Here is a 24,364-nt window from a genome sequence, read left to right on the forward strand (position 1 = left end):
GTTCGGGCGGTTGCGGCGCGGGCATCGTCAATGCCGATGCGGCAGTGACGGCGGCCATCGCCGGTAGCAGTGGCGGTGGCGGAACCGGCAACACGTTGACCAATGGCACGCCGGTGACCGGTCTTGGTGCGACTGCAGGCGCGGAGTTGAATTACACCATCACGGTGCCCGCCGGCAGCGGCACGCTGACGGTCACCACCAGTGGCGGCAGCGGCGATGCAGACCTGTATGTGCGGGCCGGCAGCGTGCCGACCGACGGTGCCTACAACTGCCGTCCGTACCTCGATGGCAATACCGAAACCTGCAGCTTTGCGTCGCCGTCGGGAACCTATTACGTGCGGATCAAGGCCTACAGCACGTTCTCCGGCGTGACGCTGACAGCCAGCTACTAAACGCGGGATCGCCGGTGCGTTCCCTGGTCATGCCGCCAGGGAACGCTGCTTCCCTCGTCGCTTCACCTGATCTGCGAAATCTCGCCCAGGTCTGCCGCTTCGGCAGGCGCAGGCGAACTGTTGTCACTCGGCCGGAAGGAACTCCGGTCAGTCGTTGCGACGGGCCTGGCGCCCGTGCAGTTTCCGGTCCCGATCCGCGACATGCGGCGAAGGCCGGCCCTCTCGCCGCAGCTGCGGCACCTCTCCAATAAGGAACGATCGATGTCCACTGTGTCGCAATCCCGTGCGCCGACGCGCGCGCTGGTAGTTCTGGGTGTTTCCGCACTGACGTCCCTGCTGGCCGTGCCGGCGTTCGCCGGTCAGGTCAATCTCTCCGGGTTGGATTCGCAGCCCACGCTGGACCGCTTTATCGTCAAATACAAAGACGGCTCCAGTGCGGCGGTGAGTCCGACGTCGATGCGCGCATCGCTCAATTCCGTCGCCAGTGCAATGCCGGCACGCGCTGGTCGTGCGCTGGGCCTGAACCACGTGCGTCGCACTGCCCTGGGTTCGGAAGTGCTCAAGACCGACCGTAATTTGGACCGTGCCGAAGCCGAAACGTTGATGCGCCGCATCGCTGCCGACCCCGGTGTGGACTATGTGGAAGTCGACCAGATCATGTACCCGGTGCTTACCCCGAACGACACGCGTCTGTCCGAGCAATGGGGCTTCGGTACCTCCTCTGCCAGCATCAACGTGCGCCCGGCCTGGGACACCGCGACCGGCACCGGCGTGGTGGTGGCGGTCATCGACACCGGCATCACCAGTCATCCGGATCTCAACGCCAACGTGCTGCCGGGGTACGACTTCATCAGCGATGCCACGCGTGCGCGCGACAACAACGGGCGTGACAGCAATCCGGCCGACCAGGGCGACTGGATCACGGCCAATCAATGTTTCTCCGGTTCGCCGTCGTCCAGTTCCAGCTGGCACGGCACCCATGTGGCCGGCACCATCGCGGCGGTCACCAACAACAGCACCGGTGTGGCCGGCACCGCGTTCAATGCGCGCATCTTGCCGATCCGCGTGCTGGGCGCGTGCGGCGGCGCCACCTCCGACATCGCCGATGCGATCGTGTGGGCCTCGGGCGGTAGCGTGTCCGGTGTGCCGGCCAATGCCAACCCGGCCGAAGTGATCAACATGTCGCTGGGCGCCAGGGGCACCTGTTCGAGCACCTACCAGAACGTGATCAACAGCGCGGTGTCGCGCGGCACCACCGTGGTGGTGGCGGCCGGTAACAGCAATGCCAACGTGGCCAACTTCGTCCCGGCCAGCTGCGCCAACGTGATTTCGGTGGCGTCGATCACCTCGGCCGGTGCGCGGTCGAACTTCTCCAACTTCGGTACCGTCATCGACATCTCCGCCCCGGGCTCGGCGATCCTGTCGACCTTGAACAGCGGCACCACCACACCGGGTTTGGCCAGCCACGCCAGCTACGACGGCACCTCGATGGCGGCCCCGCATGTGGCCGGTGTGGTCGCGCTGGTGCAGTCGGCCGCCAGCCGTCCGCTGACGCCTGCGGCGGTGGAAACGCTGCTGAAAAACACTGCCCGTCCGCTGCCGGGCGCTTGCTCGGGCGGCTGCGGTGCGGGCATCGTCAATGCGGCCGGCGCGGTTAGCCAGACCCAGTAAGAGGGCACCGACGACCGCGATGCCGGCGCTGTGCCGGTATCGCGTCGGGTCTTCCCCGACGCCGCTGTCGGTGATTGGAGAATCTGCACTGCCCCGCTTCGGTGGGGCAGTGTGCGTTCGGGCGGCGGCAATGATCGGGCCGCCAGACAGCGCGGGCAGCGATGGCTGAACGAAGCGTCCACCCGCACGGCGTGGCTGCTTCAGTGCCCCCGTAGCACGCCGATAGCCACCCCACGTGAGGCATGCACCATCTGCATGCCCGCGCATCGGGCACGGCGCATCGCACTGGCGTTAGCGCGTTGCCATCCGAGTTGCCAGATCCTTGGGGAGGGATGGAGTCATGTCGTATCAGTCAGTTGGCACACTGCGCCGCGTTGCATTCGTCTGCGCGTTGTCATGCACGTTTCATGCCGCTGCCGGCGAGGTCAATCTGCAAGGGTTGAACTCCAGCAGCACCCATCAGCGCTTCATCGTCAGCTACAAGGACCGCGTCGGCAGCAGCCGGGCGACCGGGTTGGTTGCGCCATGGGGTGACATCGCGCGCGCCGTGCCGGAAGCGCACGGACGTGCATTGGGTCTGTCGGCTACGCGCCGGCTCAGTGGCGGACCGATGCTGCTGGTGGCCGACCGCAAGCTGGACCGCGTGGATTCGGAAAGCCTGATGCGGCGCCTGGCCGCGGACCCCGCGGTCAAGCGTGTGGAAGTGGACATCCTGATGCGGCCATTGCTGGTTCCCAACGACCCAGGCGTGCCGCAGCAGTGGGCGATGGGGGCGACTGCCGCGAGTCTCAACATCCGTCCGGCCTGGGATCGCTCCACCGGCAAAGGCATCGTGGTGGCGGTGATCGACACCGGCATCACCAATCATCCGGATCTGGCAGCCAACGTGCTGCCCGGCTACGACTTCATCGTCGACCCGGCCACTGCGCGCGATGGCAATGCGCGCGATGCCACCGCGACCGACCAGGGCGACTGGGCCGCTGCCAACGAATGCGGGCCTGGCGCGTCGGCGTCCAATTCCAGCTGGCATGGCACGCACGTGGCGGGCATCGTGGCGGCGGTGGGCAACAATGCGGTGGGCGTGGTCGGCACAGCGTTCAACGCCAAGATCCTGCCCTTGCGTGTGTTGGGCCGATGCGGCGGCTACATGTCCGATATCGCCGATGCGATCGTGTGGGCGGCCGGTGGCAAGGTCAACGGCGTGCCGGCCAACCCGAATCCGGCCACGGTGATCAACCTGTCGTTGGGCGGCGCCGGCACATGCTCGGCGACGTTGAACAACGCCATCACCGCGGCGGTGACGCGTGGCAGCGCGGTGGTGGTGGCCGCCGGCAACAGTAATATGGATGTTGCCACCAGCGTGCCGGCCAATTGCGCGAACGTGATCGCAGTGGCCGCCACCACCTCGGCCGGCGCCAAGGCCAGCTTCTCCAACTTCGGCAAGGGCATCGATATCGCGGCACCCGGGCAATCGATCGTGTCCACGCTCAATACCGGAACCACAGTGCCGGGCAATGCGGCGTATGCGGTGTATAGCGGCACCTCGATGGCGGCGCCGCATGTGGCTGGCGTGGTGGCGCTGATGCAGTCGGTGGCCTTGAATCCGCTGACGCCGGCAACGGTGAAAGCCCTGCTCAAGGCCAGCGCACGGCCATTGCCGGTGGCCTGTACACAAGGCTGCGGAGCAGGGCTGGTGAATGCCGATGGCGCGGTGGCGGCGGTGATCGATTCGACCACGTTGATCAGGAATGTGGCACGTACCGGGCTGAGTGCGGCGCTCTCCGATTCGCTGTATTACCAGGTCAACGTGCCGGCGGGCACGCGTTCGCTCAAGGTCACGCTCGCCGGTGGCAGCGGTAATGCCGACCTGTCGGTACGTGCTGGTGCGCTACCAACCGATGCCGCCTACAGCTGCCGCAGCCTGTTGCCGGGCAATGGCGACAGCTGCACGCTGGCCGCGCCCGCAGCCGGCGTCTATTACGTTCGCTTGAAGGCAACGCTGGGCTTTTCCGGGGTCAGCGTCACTGCGGGGTATTGAGTGACTTCGGCGCGGTGTTGCTGCCGCGCCGGGAGACGCTGTCGACTGCTCTAGCGCGGCGGTCGACAGCGCATGCGTGCAGCGTGGTGTGACATCGGCAGGATGTCGAAGTCCAAGCGGATGATCGACCGTGATGCAGCGTGCGAGTCGATTTCTGAGCGAGTGACGCGCACACCCGCAGGCACGCGCGGCATCGTGGCGGTGCATTCACTCGCACAGCGCGCAAGCGCGTGCACCGAGTGCATGTAACAGCTGGGCGCCGGGCAATTCCAGCAACAATCCACGCTGGCCGGCATTGATCCATAACGCGGGTGCGTCCAGCGCTGCGGTTTCGACCAGCACCGGTGCCTGCCGCTGCTGGCCGAGCGGGCTGATGCCGCCGATCTTGTAGCCGGTGCGCCGTTCGGCATCGACCGCATCCATCATGCGTGCGGACTTGCCGCCGCAGGCGCTGGCCAGTTTCTTCAACGCCACCCGGCGGTCGCATGGAATCACCACGCAGATCGCCTTGTCGTCGACCCACGCCATCAGCGTCTTCAACACGGTATGCGGCTGCAGCCCTAGCGCATGTGCGGCTTGCAACCCTTTGGCATCGGCATCGGCCTGATAGGCGTACGGGTGCAACACGTAACCCACGCCCGCAGCGTCCAATGTCTTGGTGGCGCGGGTGGCGTTGCTCATCGTGTCAGATCGATTCGAAACGGTTGGCGGCCACGTTCTTGCGCACCTTTTCCGGATTCCAGACGCGCCCGTTCATGGCGATGTACACGCCTGCCGGCAGCGATTGCACTGCACCGACCGCGCAACCGATATTGAATTCGGCGTCCGAGCCGCGGAAACGCGCCGGATTGAGCGCGCCGGTCATCACGATCGTCTTGTCGGAAATCGACTGGAGCACCTTGCCGGTCTCCACCATCGAATCGGTGCCGTGGGTGATCAGCACGTGGCGGGTGGGCTGGGCGGCGATGGTGGCGCGGATCAATTCGCGGTCGGCCTCGGTGATGTGCAGCGAATCCTTGCGGATGATCGGAATCACCGAAAAACGGAAGGTCACGCCCAGTTCTTTCAAGATCTGGCCGATCTGCGGGTCGCCGATCTGGTAGTCCGATTTGTCGTCGAAATAGATCTTGTCGATCGTGCCACCGGTGGTGACGATCAGGAGGTCTTCCATTGCTGCGAATCCTGTAGGACTAACGCGGTGCATGCCGCGCGCGGGGCGTCATGATACCGCCCGACCGGGAGGCTGACAGTAAGGCTGCGGCCGTGGCGAAAGCGCATGGTCGAAACGCGCGCTCGCCCGGCTACATGTGGTGGCGTTTGCTTGGGAGGACGTCCTTATCGATGCTGTGCGCGCTGACTTGCGCGATGGCCGTGCTGTTGGCGGGTCAAGCCGCCGCGCAGACGGTGACGATCACGCCCACGCAGACCTACCAGACAGTGCGCGGGTTCGGCGGCATGAATGGCGCCGGCTGGATCAACGACCTGACCCCGGCGCAGGTGGATCTGGCCTTTGGCAGCGGCAACGGGCAGATCGGGCTGTCGATCCTGCGCATGCGTATCGACCCCTCCAGTGCCGGCTGGGCAACGCAGGTGCCCACGGCCACGCGCGTGCGTGCGCTGGGTGGGCTGCTGTTCGCAAGCCCGTGGACGCCGCCGGCCTATATGAAGTCCAACAACAGCGTGATCAACGGCGGCAAAGTGCTGCCGCGCTACTACGCCGCCTATACCCAGCACCTGCTGGATTTCGTCAATTACATGTCGGGCAGGGGGGCACCGCTGTATGCGATTTCCCTGCAAAACGAGCCGGATTGGCATCCCGATTACGAGTCGGCCGACTGGAGCGGTGGCGATTTCGTCAACTATCTCGGCAGCGAAGGCAGCAAGTTCGGCAGCCTCAAGGTCATTGTCGGCGAGTCGGTGGGATTCAACTTCTCCATCACCGACTCGGTCCTCAACAACGCTACGGCGAATCAGGCCACCTCCATCGTGGCCGGCCATCTGTATGGCGCGACGCCGCGCGACTACGCCTTGGCGCGCAGCAAGGGCAAGCAGGTGTGGATGACCGAGCATTACACCGACAACACCGATGGCAACGCGTGGCCGTCGGCATTGGGTGTGGCCAGCGAGCTGCACGCCAGCATGGCGGCCAATTTCAATGCGTATGTCTGGTGGTACATCCGGCGTAGCTATGGGCTGATCGGCGAAAACGGCGCAGTGAGCAAGCGCGGCTATGCGATGTCGCAGTTCGCACGCTTCGTGCGGCCAGGCTCGGTACGCGTCGGGGCTACCGAGCACCCGTATTCCGATGTCTCCGTCACCGCCTACCGCACACCGGACAACAAGCTGGTGCTGGTGGCGGTCAACACCGGCACCAGCCATCAGCGGCTGGATCTGACGCTACCGGCCGGCACTGCCGCGCAGTTCGCCAAATACAGCACGTCGAGCACGCTCAATGTGGGGTTCGGCGGCAACTACAGCGTGGTCAATGGCAAGACCTCGCTGTATGTCGACCCGCACAGCGTGACCACGCTGGTCGGAAACTGAGAGCGGCCACCAAAACGTCACACGTCGCCGTCAGGTGAGCGTGGAACGCGTTTGGCGGTCGGAGTGGACGCTGGTACATGCTACCCGGTGCACCGGCCGCGCTCGCCTGACGGTGAGCGCGGTTGGTTGATCGGCTGTTCTCGGGTGCTAGCGCCCTGACTGCTTCAAATAGATGCGCGGGCGCCCGCTGCATCGCGCAGTTGGGCATGCATCAACGCGGCGCGCGTTTCTTGCCGAAGCGTGCCGCCATGCCGGGGCCACCCACCAGGCCCACCACCGCCAGTGCAAGCAATAATTCCAGCCACGCCATTCCACGTGCCTGGGGCTGGCTCCAGGCCGCCATCACGCCGTGACTGAACCAGCCCAGCGCAAACACGCCGGCCCAGAAGCGCGCACGCGCGCTGCGCACCGCCAACACACCGGTCAGCGCGGCCGGCAGCACGAACACGATGAGCGTGGCGAGCGGGCGTGGGTCGTCGTGAAACCAGACCGCAAACAACACCGTCAGCGCCAGCAACGCGGCACTCAGCAGCCAATGCATGGCGCGCACGCTCACGGGCTTGCCAGCCGCCGTGCCACATCCGCCACCCGGCGGCCCAACGCGCGCGCCAGCAGGGCTTCGTCCTCGCTGGGTTGCGGGTCACCGCCGGCGCCGGACACATGGCTGGCGCCATACGGGGTGCCGCCACTGGTGGTATGGCTGAGCGCAGCCTCAGTGAACGGGATGCCGACGATCAGGCAGCCGTGGTGCAGCAGCGGCAAGTGCATCGACAGCAGGGTGGATTCCTGGCCGCCATGCATCGAGGCGCTGGAGGTGAACACGCCTGCCGGCTTGCCGGCCAGGGTGCCGCTGGCCCACTCGGCGCCCAGGCTGTCGAGGAAGTGCTTCATCGGTGCGGCCATGTTGCCGAAGCGGGTGGGGCTGCCCAGCAGCAGGCCGCTGCATTCGGCCAGGTCGGCGCGGTCCACGTAGGGCGCGCCTTCGTCCGGCACCGGCGGGGCGCTGGTCTGGGTGACCGCGGCGACCGGTGGCACCGTGCGCAGCCGCGCGCTCATGCCGGGCACTTCGCCGATGCCGCGCGCGATCTGCCGCGCCAGCCGCGCCACCGAACCGCCCCGGCTGTAATACAGCACCAGAATCTCCGCCATGGTGTCTTTGCCGCCTGTGTGAGTTGCCGCAGTATCGGCCAAGCGGCCGTCCCGCTGCACGCCGCACCCGCGGCAAGGCCGCGACGACGGCGCATCGGGTACCCTTGCGCGATGGCGCGTGTCAACAAACTCCACCAATGGAAAGAACGTCTGCGCGACCGCGCGCGGACGGTGAGCTTCGGGCGTTTTCTGTGGCGCCGCTTTCTGGACGACCGGCTGTTCCAGGCCGCCGCGTCGCTGGCTTACACCACGGTGTTTGCGTTGGTGCCGTTGGCGATCGTGGTGTTCGGCGTGTTGTCGGCGTTTCCGGCCTTCAACGAGTGGAAGGACGCGCTGACCGATTTCATCTTCAACAATTTCGTGCCCGGCGCAGCGCGCTCGGTGCAGAACTATCTCAACCGCTCGCTGGAAGACCTGGGCAAGTTCACCGTGGCCGGTATGGTCGCGCTGGTGGCCTCGCTGCTGATTACCCTGCACAGCATCGAGCAGACCTTCAACAGCATCTGGCGGGTGGCGGCCGCGCGCCCGAAGGTGACGCGATTCCTGATCTATTGGACGGTGCTGACGCTGGGCACGATGCTCGCCGCCGCCTCGATGGCAATGGCCGCCTATGTGTTTGCGCTGCCGTTATTCCGCACCACCGAAGGCCAGTGGCTGGCGGAATTCGCCTGGCGGCTGGCGCCGATGGCGGTGGAGTTCGTTTGCATCGTGCTGATCTACCGCGTGGTGCCGCAGCATGCGGTGCGGCTGCGGCATGCGCTGCCGGGCGCGCTGCTGGCGGTGATCCTGATGGAGATCGTGAAGTGGGGTTTGGGCTTTTATCTCGGTAATTTCCAGACCTACCAACGCATCTACGGCGCCTTGTCGGCACTGCCGATCCTGCTGCTGTGGATCTACCTGAGCTGGGTATCGGTGTTGCTGGGCGCCTCGCTGGCCTCGTCGATGTCGGCGTTTCGCTATCAGCCCGAAGCCATGCGCCTGCCGCCGGGTTTCGAAATCTACGGCCTGCTGCGCCTGCTGGGTCGATTCCGCCAGGCACGCATCCACGGCAATGGCCTGGACGAAGACCGCATTCTGGCGCTGGAACCCATGCTCACCGACACGCTGATGCAGGAACTGCTGTGCGAGCTCAAACGCATCCGCCTGCTGCGGCGCGATGAGCGCGGCCAATGGCTGCTGGCGCGTGACCTGGACGTGGTGCCGCTGGCCGAACTCTACGAAAACTGCCAACTGCGCGTGCCGATCGAAGACCGTCCGTTGCCGTGCCGCGACGATGCCTACGGCCAGGCCGCCGCCGCCGCGCTGGAACAGCTGCGTCAACCATTGCGCGGCGTGCTGGCGCAACCGGTCGGCGACCTTTACACCCACCTTCCCGGAGATCCTCCATGACCGTGCGTCTTGTCCGCGGCGCTTGTGCGCTGCTGTTGCCATTGGTGTTGCTGGCCGCTTGCAAGCCCGCCAGCGAGGGCACTCCCGCTGCCGGCAACGGCACCGCGCCTGCCACCACCGCCCAGGCGCCGGCCAAATCCGCCGACCCGGCCGCGCCGGCCAACAACTCGGTGGTGCAGCAGACCGCCGAGATGCCCAAGCTTTCGCTGCCGACCGTGACCGGCGACACCTACGACCTGGCCGCGCACCGCGGCAAATGGGTGGTGGTGAATTTCTGGGCCACCTGGTGCGCGCCGTGTCTGAAGGAAATGCCCGAGCTGTCGGCGCTGCACACCATGCGCGACAGCGTCGAAGTGGTGGGCCTGGCGTACGAAGACATCACCGCCGCCGACATGCAGGCGTTCTTGAAGGATCACCCGGTCTCATATCCGGTCGCCATCCTCGACCCGTACCAGCCGCCCCAGGACTTCGCCACCCCGCGCGGTCTGCCGATGACCTACCTGATCGGCCCGGACGGCAAGGTCGCCAAGCAATTCCTCGGCCCGGTCACCGCGCACGATATCGAAGCCGCGGTTGGCATCACCGGCAAGGCGGGGTGATGCAGGCGGCGCGCTTTGTTGTGAGCGGGAAGGTGCAGGGCGTGTGGTTTCGCGCGTCCACCCGCGAACGCGCCCTCGCCCTGGGCCTGGTTGGGCATGCCCACAACCAGCCGGACGGTAGCGTGGAAGTGCTCGCCGCGGGCAGCGCGGCGGCGCTGGATGCCCTGGAAGCGTGGCTGTGGCAGGGCCCGCCAGCCGCGACGGTCGCGGCGGTGACGCGCACGCCGTGCGCCGTTCCGCCGACTGAAGACTTTGTAACTGGATGAGCGTGCGCCACTGAAGCAGCGCAACAGAGATGGATGGTCGCGCCGATAACCTTCTCAACGCGATCAGGCGTGCACGGGGAATGTAATGGCCGCTCCATCTCAAGACCGCAACGACGGGCAGGACCTGCCCGCGCATCGCCGCAACCGCCAGATGGCGCAGCTGGCGCCGTGGCTGTATCTCGGTGTTCTGCTGGGCAGCGGCTGGTTGCTGTTCCTGCATCCGCAAACCCGCGTGCTGCAGCCCGAGCAGGCGGCAACCAACTGGCTGCTGGCGTGGATCTTCGGCGGCATCGTCGTCGGTGCGGTGGTGTGGAGCCTGCGTCTGGCACGCCAGGGGCTGGGGCAGCCTTCGGCAAGCTATCCGCTGTCGGCGCGCCTGCCCGATTCGTGGGCCGATGCCTACGCGGCACTCCTGCGCCCGGCCACTGCAGCCCCGGTTGCCGCGCCCCGGCCGGACCCGGCCGGCGCCCAGCGTGGCGCAGCCTGGCACCGTTTCGGTGGCGGCATGCTCAGCGCGGAAACCTTCGACCCCAACGATGCGACCCGCGCGCCGTGGGACGGTCTGGATGCGCAGTCCTGCATTGTCCGCCTGGACGATGTCCGCCAGGCCTGGCACAACGCCGCCGCCAGCCGCACGCTGCAGCAGGAACGCCGCTACTGGCTGGATGTGGTGCTGTCGCTGCTCGACCACGGCGTGATGCGCCCGCTGCAGGACGGCTATCTGCCCGATACCGCCGCGCTGCGCACCGAACGTTTTCTGCTTGGCGCCGATGCCGGCCCGATCGTGCTGTCCGAAGTGCCGGCGTTGTTCGCGCGGCGTCTGGCGCTGGCCATCGAAACGATGCCGACCGCCCAGCGCGAGGCCGCTGGCGTGCAATGGCGCCTGCTGCAACAACTGCATGCCCTGGTGGCCGAAGGCCGCATGCTGGACGAGCGTTCGCAGGTGATCCAGGTGTTGGCATGGAACCCGGATGTCGACCTGGACCAGGTCGAAGTGGCCTACATCCTGGCCGCCGAATACCGCGCGGGCATGCGCGACTGGCTACGCCGCGCCGCACTGGTGCGCCTGCCCGATAGCGCCTTGCGCCTGGACGAAGTGCTGCTGTCGTCTTGCAGCCCGCTCGGTGCGCAGGCCGATGATGTGGACTACATGGAAGCGATGCGCCCGCTGCATCGCGGCTTCATGCAGTTGTTCAGTCAGCGCCTGAGCCAGCTGGTGGTGCAGGCCGAGCAGGCCGAACGTCAGGCCGGCCTGCATCCGCTGCCGCGTGCCACTGCGACAAGCGACGAAGTCTCTCAGGACTGGGCGGCGTAATCGTCGATCGGCTCCAGAACGCCGTAGCGTTCCTTGTGCAGCTTGCCGGGCAATGGCGGCAGCTGCACCACATCATCGGGCACCGCGGTGTCCGGTAGCCGGTCCAGCAGATCGCGGATCAGGCTCAGGCGGCCACGTTTCTGATCATTGAAATCCACCAAGGTCCACGGCGCATCGGGCGTATGCGTCGCTTCCAGCATGCGTTCGCGCGCGGCGGTGTAGTCGTCGTACCTGGCGCGTGACTGCAGGTCCACCGGTGACAGTTTCCAGCCCTTGAGCGGGTCTTCACGGCGTTCGGCAAAGCGCTTTTCCTGCTCGGCCTGGTCCACGCACAACCAATACTTGAACAGCAGGATGCCGTCGTCGACCAGCATCTGTTCGAAGCGCGGCGCCTGCTCCAGGAACAGGTCGTATTGCACGTCGGTGCAGTAGCCCATCACCTTCTCGACGCCGGCGCGGTTGTACCAGCTGCGATCCATCAGCACTACTTCGCCGGCCGCCGGCAAATGCGTCACGTAGCGCTGGAAATACCACTGCGTGCTTTCGCGGTCGCTGGGTTTGGGCAGCGCCACCACGCGACACTGGCGCGGGTTGAGATGGCCGGCAATGGTCTGGATCACGCCGCCCTTGCCGGCGGTGTCCCGGCCTTCCATCAGCACCAGCGCACGCTGGTTGGTGTGGCGCAGCCAGCGCGCCATGTTGACCAGCTCCAATTGCATCGGCGCCAGCAACTTTTTGTAAGCCTTGCGTTTCAGGTGCGACATGCGTGTTCCAGCAGCGATAGAGCGCGCAGGCTATTCGCCCAGGCGTGGACGCAATGTCGCAAGATTGCAGGGTTTGGTACGCGCATCCAGCTGCGCAAGCACGATCCTTTCCCAGGCCGTGCGGCAGGCCGAGGTGGAGCCGGGCAGGCAGAACACGAAGCTGTGATTGGCAAGCCCGGCAAACGCGCGCGACTGCAGCGACGAGGTGCCGATTTCTTCCACGCTGATCGCCCGGAACATCTCGCCGAAGCCGGGCATGACCTTGTCCAGCAACGGGGTGATCGCTTCCGGTGTGCTGTCGCGGCCCGTGAAGCCGGTGCCGCCGGTGATCAGGATGCCATCGACCTGCGCATCGGCGATCCAGCCGGACACGATCGCACGCATGCGATAACGGTCGTCCGCGCAGAGTGCACGTTCGTGCAGCACGTGGCCTTCATGGGTAAGGGCATCGGCCAGGTAATCGCCGGAGCGGTCATCGGCCAGGCTGCGGCTGTCGGACACGGTCAACACGCACAGGCGCAGGGGAATGAAGTCGAGGTTGGAAGGCATGCACGCAGCCTAGCGAGCCTGGGCAGCCGGGTACAGCGCGGCGGTGTGAAGTTGCGCGCGGCCGGTGACGACAGGCGTTGGTTGAAGCTGGCAGGTGTCGCGGGCGGCGCCCGCCGCATCCACCGTCTAAACCCCCAGCCACCCATTGCGCTGGGCAATGCCTCGCACGAGCGCAGCCAGGTCATCGGCAAACCCGTCCATATCGAACACGCCACGGCGCAGGCGTTGCTCCGCCAGACGCGTGCGCACGCGACGCAAGGCATCCGCATCGTTCGCAAGTTCGATCGCCTTGGCGACAAACGCAGCGTCATCGGCCACGTTCATGTCATCCAAGCCCAGGTGATGATTCAGGCTGCCAGCCACACGCGCGGCAAACGTTTCGCCCGGCGTCGTCAACACCGGACAGCCTGCCCATAGCGCATCGGAGGCGGTGGTGTGCGCGTTGTAGGGATGCGTATCCAAAAACAGATCCGCGTGCCGGTAGCGCGCCAGATAGTGCGGATGCGGCAACTTCTGCATGAACACCAAACGCTGCGGATCCAGGCCCTGTGCCTGCGCTGCTGCACGCAATCGCGCATCGGCTTCTCCTGGTCCGGACAGCAGCCACAACACGCTGCCGGGCACTGCGCGCAACACCGCCAGCATGCGCGTCATGCTGCGTGGATTGAGCTTGTAACTGTTGTTGAAGCAGCACAGCACGAGGCCTTGCGCAGGTAAACCGCATTCCGCGCGCGATGGCGGTTCGGCAACGGTGCGCGCGCTGTCCGAGGGCTGAAACGCGCGCGGCAGGCGCAGCACCTGTTCGCTGTAAAACGGCTCCAGCGACGGCGGCAATGCAAATACATCGCCGAGCACATGGTCCATCCACGGCGCGCCCGAGGTGCCCGGATACGCCAGCCAGTTGAGTTGGACCGGTGCCGGTCGTAACGCAAAGACTTCCGGACGTCCGCCACCGCCCCAGCCGCGCAGATCGAACAGCAGATCGATGCCCTGGTCGCGAATGTGCTGCGCAGTGGCCAGATGCCCCAGCGCGGTGACGTCGTGCAGGCGCGATGCCTGCGCCAGGCGCGCGTGGATCTCGCTGCCATCGTCATGGCTGGTGGCAAACAGCTGCACCTGCATGTCCGGCTGCCGAGCCTGCAGGGCTTCGAACAAGGCCACGGTCAGCAAGCCGGTGGGGTGCGCGCCAAAGCCGTTGGAAACGAAGCCGAGCTGCAGTGCGCCGCGGCCACGCACCGTGGCCGTTGGCAGCGGGCGCAGAGATGAGGCAATCGCTTGCGCACGGGTCCGGGCACACGCCAGTTGCTCCGCAGCGCTGGCGTCCTCGCTCAGGAACGCGAACGGCTCCACCGCCGCCTGGCCTTGCGCCACGGCAGTGCGCACCTGCGCAGCCAGTGATTCCAGCTCGCGCCAATCGCACAGGCGGCGTCGCCAATTGAGCAATTGCGCGGTGATGTAGGGCGCGTCGGGCAACAGCTGATGCGCGCGCGTATAGGCAGCGGCGGCCTGCTCCGGTTGGCCTGCATCCTCCAACGCATGCCCAAGCCACAGGGCAATCCCCGGATGCTGCGGTACCAGGTCCGAGGCCTGCTGCAGCAACGTGGCCGCTTCCACATGGCGCTGCTGCGCCCAGCGCACCCGGCCCAGCCGCGCTATCGCTTCCGGATGCCCTGGATGCAGCACCAGTGCGCGCTGCACGGCGGCTTCGCCGGCAGCGGTGGCGCCCATGCCGAGCTCGGCATCGGCCAGCATCAACCAGGCGACAAAATCGGCGGGCTGGCGTCGCACTGCCTCGCGCAGCTGCAAGAGCTCGCGCGGGACCTGCGCACTCACGGGCTGTCGCTCAACCGTGCCAGCTCGTCGGCCTGATGCTCGTGCAGCAGCCGTGCGATCAACGCATCCAGATCGCCTTCGATGATGTTGGGCAGGTCGTACAAGGTCAGCCCGTCGACGCGATGATCGGTGATGCGGCCCTGCGGAAAGCTGTAGGTGCGGATACGTTGGCTGCGATCGCCGCTACCCACCTGCAACTTGCGGGTTTGCGCTTCCGCGGCGGCCGCCTTGCTGCGTTCGGCTTCCACCAACTGCGCTGTCAACCGCTTCATCGCTTTGTCGCGATTGGCGTGCTGGCTGCGCTCGGTCTGGCATTCCACCACCACGCCGCTGGGCACGTGGGTGATGCGGATCGCCGACTCGGTCTTGTTGACGTGTTGGCCGCCCGCACCGGACGAGCGAAACGTGTCCACCTTCAGATCGGCCGGATTGATGATGATTTCTTCCACGTCATCGGCTTCGGGAATGATCGCCACCGTGGCGGCCGAGGTGTGGATACGGCCCTGCGATTCGGTCGCCGGCACGCGTTGCACGCGGTGTGTGCCGGATTCGAATTTCAAGCGCGAATACGCACCGCGCCCGACCACGCGCGCCACCACTTCCTTGTAGCCGCCGTGTTCGCCGGGGCTGTCGGATTCGATTTCCACCTTCCAGCCCTGGCGCTCGGCGTAGCGCGCGTACATGCGGAACAGGTCGCCGGCAAAGATCGCCGCTTCGTCGCCGCCGGTGCCGGCGCGCACTTCCAAAAACAGGTTGCCATCGTCGCGCGGGTCGCGCGGTACCAGCAGCAATGCCAGCTGTGCATCGAGTTCTTCCAGGCGCGCCTGTGCCGTGGCGATTTCCTCTTCGGCCAGCTCGCGTATCTCCGGGTCGTTGCGCATGGCTTGGGCCGCAGCCAGGTCGGCCTTGGCGCGCGCCTCGTCTTCCAGCGCCACCGCGACCGGCTCCAGTTGCGACAGTTCGCGCGACAGGGTGCGGAACTTGTCGTTGTTGTTGACCACATCGGGGTCGGAGAGCAGGTGCTGCAGTTCTTCGCGGCGCTCGGCCAGCGCTTCGAGCTTACGGCGCAGAGTCGGCGTCATCGGTCCTCACGATCGGGGTAGCTATAGGGGGATGTTGGTAACCCGGTTTTTCAGGAAACAGCCGGTCGGCCGCCGTGGTCAATTCCAGGTCGTTGTTGAGCGCTGCATCGCGCAGTGCGGCAGTGGGCGGATGCAGCAGGCGGTTGGTCAGCGCATGCGCCAACTGCTCCAGCACTTCGTCGGCCGGTTTGCCGTTGTGCAACTGCTGGCGTGCCTTGGCCAGCAGTTCGTCGCGGGTGCTGTCGCCAAAGGCGCGCAGCCGCTTGAGCGGTGCCTGGCGCGCGTTGGCCTGCAAGGTTTCGACATAGCGCGCCACCTGCAGGTCGATGATGGCTTCGGCCTGGTCGGCGGCTTCGCGGCGGCCGCGGCGGTTGTCTTCGACCGCGCGTTCCAGATCGTCCACCGTGTACAGGTAGGCGTCGCTCAACTCGCCCACCGAGGCCTCGATATCGCGCGGCACCGCCAGGTCGAACAGCAGCATCGGCTTGCGCTTGCGTGCGCGTAATGCCTGCTCCACCTGCACGCGGGTCACCAGCGGCTCGTGCGCGGCGGTGGCCGAAAACACCACATCGGCTTCGGCCAGGTGGCGGTCCAGATCGGTCAGCGGCAAGGCGTAGCCGCCGTGCTGGCTAGCCAGCCTCTGTGCGTGGGCCAGCGTGCGATTGGCGATCAGCAAACGGCGTACGCGGCCTTCGCTCAGATGCTTGGCGGCCAGTTCGATGGTTTCGCCGGCGCCGATCAGCAGCACCGTGGATTCGTTGAGCCGGGCGAAGGATTCCTGCGCCAGCCGCACCGCCGTGGATGCGACCGAAATCGGATTGGCACCCACACGGGTATCGGTCCGCGCACGCTTGGCGACCGAAAAGGTCTGCTGGAACAAGCGGTCCAGTCCGCTGCCCAGTGCACCATGCGCACGCGCCACCGCCCAGGCGTCCTTCACCTGACCCAGGATCTGCGGCTCGCCCAGCACCATCGAATCCAGCCCGGTGGCCACCCGGAACAGGTGACGCACCGCCTCGGCCTCCTGGTGCTGGTACAGATAACCGCTCAGCCCGGGCGCATGCGTTTCCAGCCAGGTCACCAGACTGTGCGCCTCGTCGGCCATCGCATACAGCTCGGTGCGGTTGCAGGTGGACAGCAGCGCGGCTTCGCTCACCTGGGGCAGGGCACGCAACGACTCGAGCGCGCGCGGCAGCGCATCACCTGCGAACGCTGCGCGTTCGCGCAGGTCCACAGGTGCGGTCTGGTGATTCAGTCCGAGCACCCACAACGTCATTGTTCAGTTGCTTGCGATAAGCTGGCGGCCATTCAGGGCCCCATTTTACGGCCCGGTTGCCCCCGATGCCTGTACCGATTCGCATCCTGTGTGTTCTTCTGCTGGTCGCAGTCTCCGCCAGTGCCACCGCAGCATCCAAGAAAGCACCGTCCGCTCCATCCAGTCGCAGTGCTGGCGTCTCGTCGCTGGAGCCCGTGCTGGCCGGCGAATTCGCCTTGCAGGCCGGACAGTTGGACGATGCCGCGCGCTCCTACCTGGACGCGGCCAAGGCCGAAGCCGGCGATGCCGGCCTGGCCGAGCGTGCGGCCCGCATCGCCATGCTGGCCAACGACGACCCGCGCGCGATCGAAGCGCTGGCGCTATGGCGTGCCCGCGCGCCGTCGTCGATGTCCATGCGTAGCACCGAGGCCTCCCTGGCTCTGCGCCGCAACGATCTGCGCACCGCCCGCCGCGATCTGCTTGGCCTGCTCAAGGAGCCAGGCCCGCGTGGCTGGCGTTCTGCGCTGATCGCCCTGGCCAACGGCGGCCGCGAACCCGAAGCCTCTGCCGATGTGCTCGAAGACCTGGTCAAGGCCGGCGCCATCCCTAACGAGATCGAAGCCTGGCAGGAATTCGGCCGACTGGCGCTGCGCATGGAGCGTCCGGCACTGGCCAAGCGCATCGTCGACGAAGTCGTGCGCCGCTTCCCCGAAGAGCCGCGCGTGGCCTTGTTGCACGCCACCCAGCTGCAGCAGGAAGGCAACAACGATGAAGCGCTGGCGCTGCTGAAGAACATCGAGCCGAAGGCGGTCAAGGATTCGGAGCTGCGCGGCGCGCTGGCCTTCGCCTACGACGCTATGGGCCAGACCGAAGCCGCTGCGCGCGTGCTCTCGACCGGGCCGCAGGACACCCAGACCTACGGCTTGCGTGCCTCGATGCTGGCCAAGGAAAAAGATCGCAGCTCGCTTGAAGCGCTGTACGGCGAGCTGAAAAGCAATGCCACCAAGCCCGATCCGGACCGCCGTCTGCTGCTGGGCAAGATCGCCGAATTCCTCAAGCGTTACGACGAGGCAGTGGAGTGGTATCGCGGCGTGCCGGGTGGCCCGCAGCTGAGTGAGGCGCGTCTGCGCGCCGCCAGCGCGTTGTACGAACTGGGCCGCAAGCCCGAGGCGCTGGCCGAAGCCCGCGCCCTGCAGAGTGACGCCACTGCCGACGATGACGCCCGCCGCGATGCCTACGTGCTTGAGGCCGAGCTGCATCAGCGGGCCGACGATGCGCCGGGCGAGTTGGACGCCTTCGAACGTGGTCTGGCGGCTTACCCGGACGACAGCGCACTGCTGTACGCCCGCGGGCTGGCCTGGGAGCGGCGCGACGATGTGCCGCGTGCCGAGGCCGATCTGCGCAAGATCCTGGTGGCCGAGCCGGAAAACGTCGCGGCCTTGAACGCGCTGGGCTACACCCTGGCCGACCGCACCACCCGTTACAAGGAAGCGTTGGCGCTGATCGACCGCGCCCGCACCGCCGACCCGGACAATCCGGCCATCGTCGATAGCTATGGCTGGGTGCTGTACCGCATGGGCCGCACCAAGGAGGCGTTGGTGCAGCTGCGTCGCGCCTGGGCGCTGGTCAAGGATCCGGAAATCGCCGCCCACGTGGGCGAAGTGCTGTGGGTCAGCGGCAAGCAGGACGAGGCACGGCGCTACTTCGATGAAGCCCGTCGCCTGGAACCGGAGAACCGTGCGCTGCAGCGCGCGGTGGAAAAATTCGGGCTATGAGCATGGCGCTCCGAGCGCTGGCCCTGAGCGGGCTGGTACTGGGTGGGCTGTCGGCCTGCGTCAGCGTGCCGCGTGGGCAGGGCGGTGGCGCGGCGGTGGTCGAGCAGGTTTCCGACAGTGCCCGCCAAACCGAAGCCGCGCGCCAGGCCTGGCTGCAGGCGCATCCCAACTGGTCGTTCCAGGGCCGGGTGGCGATCAGCAAGGACCGCAATGGTGGCAGCGGCCGTATCGACTGGCAGCAGGACGGTCCGCGCTACCGCGTGCAACTCAGCGCGCCGGTCACCCGGCAAAGTTGGGTGCTTACCGGCGACACCACCAGCGGTGCAGGTCGGCTGGAAGGGCTGGAGGGCGGCACGCGCAGCGGCCCCGATGCCGAGCAGGTGTTGCTGGAAGCGACCGGGTGGACCATCCCGGTCAATCAGATGCCCGACTGGGTGCGCGCGCTGCGCATCGCTGACGCTGGCGCCGCCCGCGTCGACCTGGATGCCGCCGGGCGCCCGCGCACCGTGCAACAGGACGGCTGGACGATCGAATTTCTGGCCTGGACGCCAGCCAGTGCCGGCCAGCCCGAGTTGCCGCAGCGGATCGAAGCCCGTCACGGCGAAGCCAAGGTGCGCCTGTTGGTCGACCAATGGACCATATCGCCCTGATGGATGCGCCGGGCAACGATTGGTCGGCGTGGCCCGCGCCGGCCAAGTTGAATCTGTTTCTGCAGATCACCGGGCGCCGCGCCGACGGCTATCACCTGCTGCAGACCGTGTTCCGGTTGCTGGATTGGGGGGACACCATTCATCTTCGCGTGCGCAGCGACGGACAGATCCGCCGCATTGGCGAGAGTTTGCCCGGCATGGCCGAAGACGATGACTTGGTAATCCGCGCGGCGCGCCTGCTGCAATCGGCAACGGGCACTCGGGCGGGCGCGGAGATTCGTGTCGACAAACGCATCCCCGCCGGCGGCGGTTTCGGTGGCGGTTCCTCGGACGCAGCAACGGTGCTGGTGGCGCTCAATGCCTTGTGGGGCCTGGGTCTGGCGGTCGATGCGCTGGCCGAGCTGGGCCTACAACTGGGCGCGGACGTGCCGGTCTTCGTCCGCGGCCGCAATGCCTGGGCCGAAGGCGTGGGCGAACGACTGACCCCGATCGCCCTGCCGCAAGCGACCTACTTGCTGGTTGATCCGGGCGTTCATGTGCCGACACCGGCGTTATTTCGATCACAGGAATTGACGCGGGATGCCGCGCCCGCGAAAATAGCGGACTTCGCTTCCGGTTCTCTGCTCGACAACGCGTTCGAGCCGGTTCTGAGGCGCCGCGAACCCGTCGTTGAGGCAGTGTTCCAGGCGCTTTCCAGGGTTGGCACACCACGTTTGACCGGGTCGGGAAGTGGCTGTTTCGTCGAATTCGCCGCGCGCGCTGCTGCAGAGCAGGCCCTGGCGCAGTTGCCGGGCAGCCTGCGTGCCTGGGTGGTGGAGGGTGCAGCGCACTCGCCATTGCTCGACGCGCGGGACGCGATGAAGGTTTGATGCAGGGGCGTCGCCAAGAGGCCCAAGGCACCAGGTTTTGATCCTGGCATTCGTAGGTTCGAATCCTACCGCCCCTGCCAGTTATTGATGGATTGATGCAGATCCCTCTGCAACAGCCTGCACATCCATGTGCGGGGATTGAACAAGAAGCCCGGCATTGGGTCGGCTTTATCCAGCTCCACCATCGCCCGCACGCTTCGCGCCGCCGCCCGAGAGATCTCATGCAAGACCAACGTAACCTGCTGGTGTTCTCCGGCAATGCCAACAAGCCGCTTGCCCAAAGCATCTGCAAGGAGCTGGGCGTTCGCATGGGCAAGGCGCTGGTCACGCGCTTTTCCGATGGCGAAGTGCAGGTCGAGATCGAAGAAAGCGTGCGCCGGCAGGAAGTGTTCGTCATCCAGCCGACCTGCGCGCCGAGCGCTGAAAACCTGATGGAACTGCTGGTGCTGATCGACGCCCTCAAGCGCGCCAGCGCCCAGTCCGTCACCGCAGTGATCCCGTATTTCGGTTATTCGCGTCAGGACCGCCGCATGCGTTCCTCGCGCGTGCCGATCACCGCCAAGGTCGCCGCCAAGATGATCTGCGCGATGGAAGCCGACCGCGTGTTGACGGTCGACCTGCATGCCGACCAGATCCAGGGCTTCTTCGATGTGCCGGTCGACAACGTCTACGCCTCGCCGCTGCTGCTGGCCGATATCTGGCGTGCCTACGGCACCGACAACCTGATCGTCGTTTCGCCCGACGTGGGTGGCGTGGTGCGCGCGCGCGCCGTCGCCAAGCGTCTGGACGATGCCGATCTGGCCATCATCGACAAGCGCCGTCCGCGTGCCAACGTGGCCACTGTGATGAACATCATCGGCGACGTGCAGGGCAAGACCTGCGTGCTGGTCGACGACCTGGTCGATACCGCCGGCACCTTGTGTGCGGCCGCCGCAGCGCTGAAGCAGCGCGGCGCGCTCAAGGTCGTGGCCTACATCACCCACCCGGTGCTGTCCGGCCCGGCGGTGGACAACATCAACAATTCGCAGCTCGACGAGCTGGTGGTCACCGACACGATTCCGTTGAACGAAGCGGCGCGCACCTGCGCCAAGATTCGTCAGCTGAGCGTGGCCGAGCTGCTGGCCGAAACCATCCGCCGTATCGCTTTCGGCGAATCGGTCAGCTCGCTCTACGTCGACTGATGCCCCACTCGGTGCCCGGATTCCCGGGTGCCGCCACACGTCTCACCTGGTCGCGGGTGAGACGCTTCATCGCCGCGAGGCGGTGTTCCAAACTAGGTAGTGAAATCCAATGGCAAAGACTCATGAAATCAAGGTCGAGCGCCGCGCTGACGAGGGGAAGGGTGCGAGCCGCCGCCTGCGTCACGCTGGCGTCATTCCGGCCATCGTCTACGGTGGCGAACTCGAGCCGGTCAGCATTCAGCTCAATCACGAGCAGGTCTGGCTTGCCCAGCAGAACGCGTGGTTCTACTCGTCGATCCTGGACCTGAACCTCAATGGCGACGTGCAGCAGGTGCTGCTGCGTGACATGCAGCGCCATCCGTTCAAGCAGCTGATCATGCACATCGACTTCCAGCGCGTCAGCGCCAACGAGAAGCTCAGCGCCGCTGTGCCGCTGCACTTCGTCAACGAAGCAGCCTCGCCGGCCGGTAAGTCCAGCGAAGTGGTCGTGACCCACGAACTCAACGAAGTCCAGGTGGTCTGCCTGCCGAAGGACCTCCCGGAGTTCATCGAAGTCGACCTCGGTGCCCTGGAAGTGGGCAACGTGATCCACTTGTCCGAAATCAAGCTGCCGGCCGGCGTCGAAATTCCGGAGCTGAAGCTGGGCAAGGAACACGACGTGGCCGTGGTTGCGGCCAAGCACGTGCGGATCGAAGAAGAAGACGCTGCCGACGAAGAAGGCAGCGAAGGCGCAGAGACCAAGTAATCCGTTGGCCGGTTCTTCGCAGCATGCGGGGAATCGGCTGCGGTCACTGGCATGTCTGCACTTCGTCTGATCGTCGGGCTGGGCAATCCCGGTCCCGAACACGCGCAAACCCGGCATAACGCCGGGTTTCGTTTCGTCGATGCCCTTACCGAGCGCAGTGGCGCCCGGTGGGCGTTGGAGAGCAAGTTGTTCGGCGAGACCGCCAGGGTCGATATTGCAGGACAACCGGTCTGGCTGCTCAAGCCGGCCACCTTCATGAATCTCAGTGGCAAATCGATCACTGCCGCGTTGCGGTTCTGGAAGATCGAACCGGAGCAGATGCTTGTCGCACACGACGAATTGGATCTGGCGCCGGGCACGGCACGGCTCAAGTTCGACGGTGGTCATGGCGGTCAGAATGGCCTGCGCGACACGATCCGCCTGCTCGGACACGGCAAATTCCACCGCTTGCGCGTCGGCATCGGTCACCCCGGTCACAAGGATCGTGTGGTGCCATGGGTGCTGGGGCGGGCAGGGCGCGAGGACGATGCGGCAATCGGCATGGCAGTGGATGCGGCCATCGATGTCCTGCCGCTGGCGATGGACGGCAATTTCAACGAGGCGATGAAGCGCCTGCATACCGAAAAAAAATAGAGAATGGGGAATAGGGAATGGACAGGGCGCTGCTCTTGCCATTCTCGATTCCCGATTCTCCATTCACTGGAAAACCCATGGGTATCAAATGCGGCATCGTCGGCCTGCCCAACGTCGGCAAGTCGACCCTGTTCAACGCGCTGACCAAGGCGGGCATCGCTGCGGCCAATTTTCCGTTCTGCACTATCGAGCCGAATGTCGGCATCGTGCCGGTGCCCGATCCGCGCCTTAATCAGCTGGCTGACATCGTCAAGCCGCAAAAACTGATTCCCACCGCGGTCGAGTTCGTCGATATTGCCGGCCTCGTTGCCGGCGCGGCGAGCGGCGAAGGCCTGGGCAACAAGTTCCTGGCGTACATCCGCGAAGTCGATGCGATCACCCACGTGGTGCGTTGCTTTGAGAACGACGACGTCATCCACGTCAACAACAAGGTCGACCCGATCGCCGATATCGAAACCATCGATACCGAGCTGGCGCTGGCCGATCTGGATAGTGTGGAAAAGGCCCTCAACCGTGCCGAACGCAGCGCAAAAGGCGGCGACAAGGATGCGGCCGCGCGCAAGCCGGTGTTGGCCAAGTTGCAGGCCGCGCTGGCCGACGGTAAATCCGGTCGAGCGGCGGGTCTGGACGAGGAAGAGAAGGCGCTGGTGCGCGATCTGTTCCTGCTGACGCTCAAGCCGGTGCTGTACATCGCCAACGTGCTCGAGGACGGTTTCGAGAACAATCCACACCTGGATGCGGTGCGCGCGCATGCGTTGACCGAAGGTGCGGAAGTAGTCCCAGTGTCGGCCGCCATTGAGGAAGAGTTGTCGCAGCTCGACGACGAAGACCGCGACACCTTCCTGGCCGATCTCGGCCTGGAAGAGCCAGGACTGAATCGCGTCATCCGCGCGGCTTACACGCTTTTGGGCCTACAGACCTACTTCACCGCAGGCGTCAAGGAAGTGCGCGCCTGGACGGTCCGGGCCGGTTCGACGGCGCCGCAAGCTGCTGCGGTAATCCACACCGATTTCGAAAAGGGCTTCATCCGCGCCGAAACGATTGGCTTTGACGACTTCATCAAGTACCGCGGTGAAGCCGGTGCCCGCGATGCGGGGCGTCTGCGCCTGGAAGGCAAGGAATACCGCGTCCAGGAAGGTGATGTGCTGCACTTCCGTTTCAACGTCTAATTGGCTGCATGTGGCGCGTCGAGCCACGTGTCGGCGATGGTGAAGATTGTTCCAAATTTTTGTTGACACTGCATGCGTCGCGCAACAAAATAACGGGCTGCTTCACCCCGAACCGAATTCGCCTCCCGGCGCACCGGTACGGTAGTAAAAGCGGAGGGATACCCAAGCGGCCAACGGGGGCAGACTGTAAATCTGCTGGCTTACGCCTTCGGTGGTTCGAATCCACCTCCCTCCACCAGTTTCACGTTGTGGTATGCAGTTCCCGGCGCGGGAGTAGTTCAACGGTAGAACCTCAGCCTTCCAAGCTGATGGTGCGGGTTCGATTCCCGTCTCCCGCTCCATTGAACGTAAATGCATGGCATAATGCAAAACTCGCTCACGTAGCTCAGTCGGTAGAGCACCTCCTTGGTAAGGAGGAGGTCGAAGGTTCGATTCCTTTCGTGAGCACCATTACTCAATCGTCTTCAACTCCAAACGATTACCGAGACACGCACCC

The 24,364-nt window shown here is 65.7% G+C and carries 24 protein-coding genes and 4 tRNA genes; 19 read left to right on the forward strand and 9 right to left on the reverse strand.

Going from position 1 to position 24,364, the window contains the following annotated elements; all coding sequences use genetic code 11:
- Positions 1–164 precede the first annotated feature (164 nt).
- From XBLMG947_RS23455 to XBLMG947_RS01215, 3 genes are all read left to right on the forward strand, one after another.
- Positions 165–392, forward strand: coding sequence for a PPC domain-containing protein (locus tag XBLMG947_RS23455; RefSeq protein ID WP_245228088.1), 228 nt, complete (start codon positions 165–167; stop codon positions 390–392).
- A gap of 261 nt (positions 393–653) precedes the next feature.
- Positions 654–2,063, forward strand: coding sequence for a S8 family peptidase (locus XBLMG947_RS01210; RefSeq protein WP_065466020.1), 1,410 nt, complete (start codon positions 654–656; stop codon positions 2,061–2,063).
- Positions 2,064–2,403: 340 nt separating this feature from the next.
- Entirely contained in the window at positions 2,404–4,101 is a 1,698-nt protein-coding gene (locus tag XBLMG947_RS01215; protein WP_065466021.1) for a S8 family peptidase, read from the forward strand.
- A 207-nt stretch (positions 4,102–4,308) separates the two neighbouring features.
- Here XBLMG947_RS01215 and ybaK read toward each other — a convergent pair whose 3' ends face one another.
- Both ybaK and XBLMG947_RS01225 read right to left on the reverse strand, forming a co-directional pair.
- On the reverse strand, positions 4,309–4,782 hold the full coding sequence (gene ybaK, locus XBLMG947_RS01220; RefSeq protein ID WP_065466022.1) for a Cys-tRNA(Pro) deacylase: 474 nt from the start codon (positions 4,780–4,782) through the stop codon (positions 4,309–4,311).
- 4 nt (positions 4,783–4,786) lie between these two features.
- Positions 4,787–5,272, reverse strand: coding sequence for an asparaginase domain-containing protein (locus XBLMG947_RS01225; RefSeq protein WP_065466023.1), 486 nt, complete (start codon positions 5,270–5,272; stop codon positions 4,787–4,789).
- A 170-nt stretch (positions 5,273–5,442) separates the two neighbouring features.
- Here XBLMG947_RS01225 and XBLMG947_RS01230 point away from each other — a divergent pair, with 170 nt between their 5' ends.
- Positions 5,443–6,645 carry a glycoside hydrolase family 30 beta sandwich domain-containing protein gene (locus tag XBLMG947_RS01230; RefSeq protein ID WP_083992780.1) on the forward strand — a complete coding sequence of 401 codons (1,203 nt, stop codon included), beginning with the start codon at positions 5,443–5,445 and terminating at the stop codon, positions 6,643–6,645.
- Positions 6,646–6,856: 211 nt separating this feature from the next.
- Here the strand turns inward: XBLMG947_RS01230 and XBLMG947_RS01235 are convergent, their stop codons facing one another.
- Positions 6,857–7,201 (reverse strand): DUF2069 domain-containing protein, encoded by a 345-nt coding sequence (locus tag XBLMG947_RS01235; protein WP_065466025.1) that lies wholly within the window; start codon positions 7,199–7,201, stop codon positions 6,857–6,859.
- A complete protein-coding gene (gene wrbA / locus XBLMG947_RS01240; RefSeq protein WP_065466057.1) occupies positions 7,198–7,794 on the reverse strand; it encodes an NAD(P)H:quinone oxidoreductase in 597 nt (198 codons plus the stop codon). Before wrbA ends, XBLMG947_RS01235 begins: the two co-directional genes overlap by 4 nt.
- A gap of 111 nt (positions 7,795–7,905) precedes the next feature.
- Between wrbA and XBLMG947_RS01245 the strand changes: the two genes are divergently transcribed.
- The 4 genes from XBLMG947_RS01245 to XBLMG947_RS01260 all read left to right on the forward strand — a co-directional run bounded on the left by XBLMG947_RS01245 (position 7,906) and on the right by XBLMG947_RS01260 (position 11,363).
- On the forward strand, positions 7,906–9,183 hold the full coding sequence (locus XBLMG947_RS01245; protein ID WP_065466026.1) for a YihY family inner membrane protein: 1,278 nt from the start codon (positions 7,906–7,908) through the stop codon (positions 9,181–9,183).
- Positions 9,180–9,782: a TlpA family protein disulfide reductase gene (locus XBLMG947_RS01250; RefSeq protein ID WP_065466027.1), complete on the forward strand. Its 603-nt coding sequence runs from the start codon at positions 9,180–9,182 to the stop codon at positions 9,780–9,782. The genes XBLMG947_RS01245 and XBLMG947_RS01250 overlap by 4 nt, the downstream gene beginning before the upstream one ends.
- Complete coding sequence (locus tag XBLMG947_RS01255; RefSeq protein ID WP_065466028.1) at positions 9,782–10,048, forward strand: acylphosphatase; 267 nt, start codon at positions 9,782–9,784, stop codon at positions 10,046–10,048. Before XBLMG947_RS01250 ends, XBLMG947_RS01255 begins: the two co-directional genes overlap by 1 nt.
- An 85-nt stretch (positions 10,049–10,133) precedes the next feature.
- On the forward strand, positions 10,134–11,363 hold the full coding sequence (locus XBLMG947_RS01260) for a hypothetical protein (protein ID WP_065466029.1): 1,230 nt from the start codon (positions 10,134–10,136) through the stop codon (positions 11,361–11,363).
- Here XBLMG947_RS01260 and ppk2 read toward each other — a convergent pair.
- The 5 genes from ppk2 to hemA all read right to left on the reverse strand — a co-directional run bounded on the left by ppk2 (position 11,345) and on the right by hemA (position 16,867).
- On the reverse strand, positions 11,345–12,127 hold the full coding sequence (gene ppk2 / locus XBLMG947_RS01265) for a polyphosphate kinase 2 (protein ID WP_065466030.1): 783 nt from the start codon (positions 12,125–12,127) through the stop codon (positions 11,345–11,347). The genes XBLMG947_RS01260 and ppk2 overlap by 19 nt on opposite strands.
- A 30-nt stretch (positions 12,128–12,157) precedes the next feature.
- Positions 12,158–12,676, reverse strand: a complete 519-nt coding sequence (gene moaB / locus XBLMG947_RS01270; RefSeq protein ID WP_065466031.1) for a molybdenum cofactor biosynthesis protein B — start codon at positions 12,674–12,676, stop codon at positions 12,158–12,160.
- A gap of 126 nt (positions 12,677–12,802) precedes the next feature.
- Entirely contained in the window at positions 12,803–14,509 is a 1,707-nt protein-coding gene (locus XBLMG947_RS01275; protein ID WP_065466032.1) for an O-linked N-acetylglucosamine transferase, SPINDLY family protein, read from the reverse strand.
- Positions 14,506–15,591 carry a peptide chain release factor 1 gene (gene prfA / locus XBLMG947_RS01280; RefSeq protein ID WP_065466033.1) on the reverse strand — a complete coding sequence of 362 codons (1,086 nt, stop codon included), beginning with the start codon at positions 15,589–15,591 and terminating at the stop codon, positions 14,506–14,508. Before prfA ends, XBLMG947_RS01275 begins: the two co-directional genes overlap by 4 nt.
- Entirely contained in the window at positions 15,569–16,867 is a 1,299-nt protein-coding gene (hemA, locus tag XBLMG947_RS01285; protein WP_065466034.1) for a glutamyl-tRNA reductase, read from the reverse strand. The genes prfA and hemA overlap by 23 nt, the downstream gene beginning before the upstream one ends.
- 65 nt (positions 16,868–16,932) lie before the next feature.
- Here hemA and XBLMG947_RS01290 point away from each other — a divergent pair, with 65 nt between their 5' ends.
- From XBLMG947_RS01290 to XBLMG947_RS01340, 11 genes are all read left to right on the forward strand, one after another.
- Entirely contained in the window at positions 16,933–18,621 is a 1,689-nt protein-coding gene (locus XBLMG947_RS01290) for a tetratricopeptide repeat protein (RefSeq protein ID WP_065466035.1), read from the forward strand.
- Positions 18,618–19,271: a lipoprotein insertase outer membrane protein LolB gene (gene lolB, locus XBLMG947_RS01295; RefSeq protein WP_065466036.1), complete on the forward strand. Its 654-nt coding sequence runs from the start codon at positions 18,618–18,620 to the stop codon at positions 19,269–19,271. The genes XBLMG947_RS01290 and lolB overlap by 4 nt, the downstream gene beginning before the upstream one ends.
- A complete protein-coding gene (ispE, locus tag XBLMG947_RS01300; RefSeq protein ID WP_065466037.1) occupies positions 19,253–20,140 on the forward strand; it encodes a 4-(cytidine 5'-diphospho)-2-C-methyl-D-erythritol kinase in 888 nt (295 codons plus the stop codon). The genes lolB and ispE overlap by 19 nt, the downstream gene beginning before the upstream one ends.
- A gap of 3 nt (positions 20,141–20,143) precedes the next feature.
- Positions 20,144–20,220: transfer RNA gene (locus XBLMG947_RS01305), tRNA-Gln, on the forward strand.
- Positions 20,221–20,361: 141 nt separating this feature from the next.
- Positions 20,362–21,321 carry a ribose-phosphate diphosphokinase gene (locus tag XBLMG947_RS01310; protein WP_010367308.1) on the forward strand — a complete coding sequence of 320 codons (960 nt, stop codon included), beginning with the start codon at positions 20,362–20,364 and terminating at the stop codon, positions 21,319–21,321.
- Positions 21,322–21,430: 109 nt separating this feature from the next.
- Positions 21,431–22,066, forward strand: coding sequence for a 50S ribosomal protein L25/general stress protein Ctc (locus tag XBLMG947_RS01315; RefSeq protein WP_065466038.1), 636 nt, complete (start codon positions 21,431–21,433; stop codon positions 22,064–22,066).
- Positions 22,067–22,117: 51 nt separating this feature from the next.
- Positions 22,118–22,699, forward strand: a complete 582-nt coding sequence (gene pth, locus XBLMG947_RS01320; RefSeq protein WP_065466039.1) for an aminoacyl-tRNA hydrolase — start codon at positions 22,118–22,120, stop codon at positions 22,697–22,699.
- 77 nt (positions 22,700–22,776) lie between these two features.
- Positions 22,777–23,868, forward strand: coding sequence for a redox-regulated ATPase YchF (gene ychF / locus XBLMG947_RS01325; protein WP_065466040.1), 1,092 nt, complete (start codon positions 22,777–22,779; stop codon positions 23,866–23,868).
- Between the two features lie 152 nt (positions 23,869–24,020).
- A tRNA-Tyr gene (locus tag XBLMG947_RS01330) sits at positions 24,021–24,106 on the forward strand.
- Positions 24,107–24,135: 29 nt separating this feature from the next.
- A tRNA-Gly gene (locus XBLMG947_RS01335) sits at positions 24,136–24,209 on the forward strand.
- 33 nt (positions 24,210–24,242) lie between these two features.
- Positions 24,243–24,318: transfer RNA gene (locus XBLMG947_RS01340), tRNA-Thr, on the forward strand.
- Positions 24,319–24,364: the final 46 nt, after the last annotated feature.

Source organism: Xanthomonas bromi, from assembly GCF_900092025.1.
GTDB classification, from domain to species: domain Bacteria; phylum Pseudomonadota; class Gammaproteobacteria; order Xanthomonadales; family Xanthomonadaceae; genus Xanthomonas; species Xanthomonas bromi.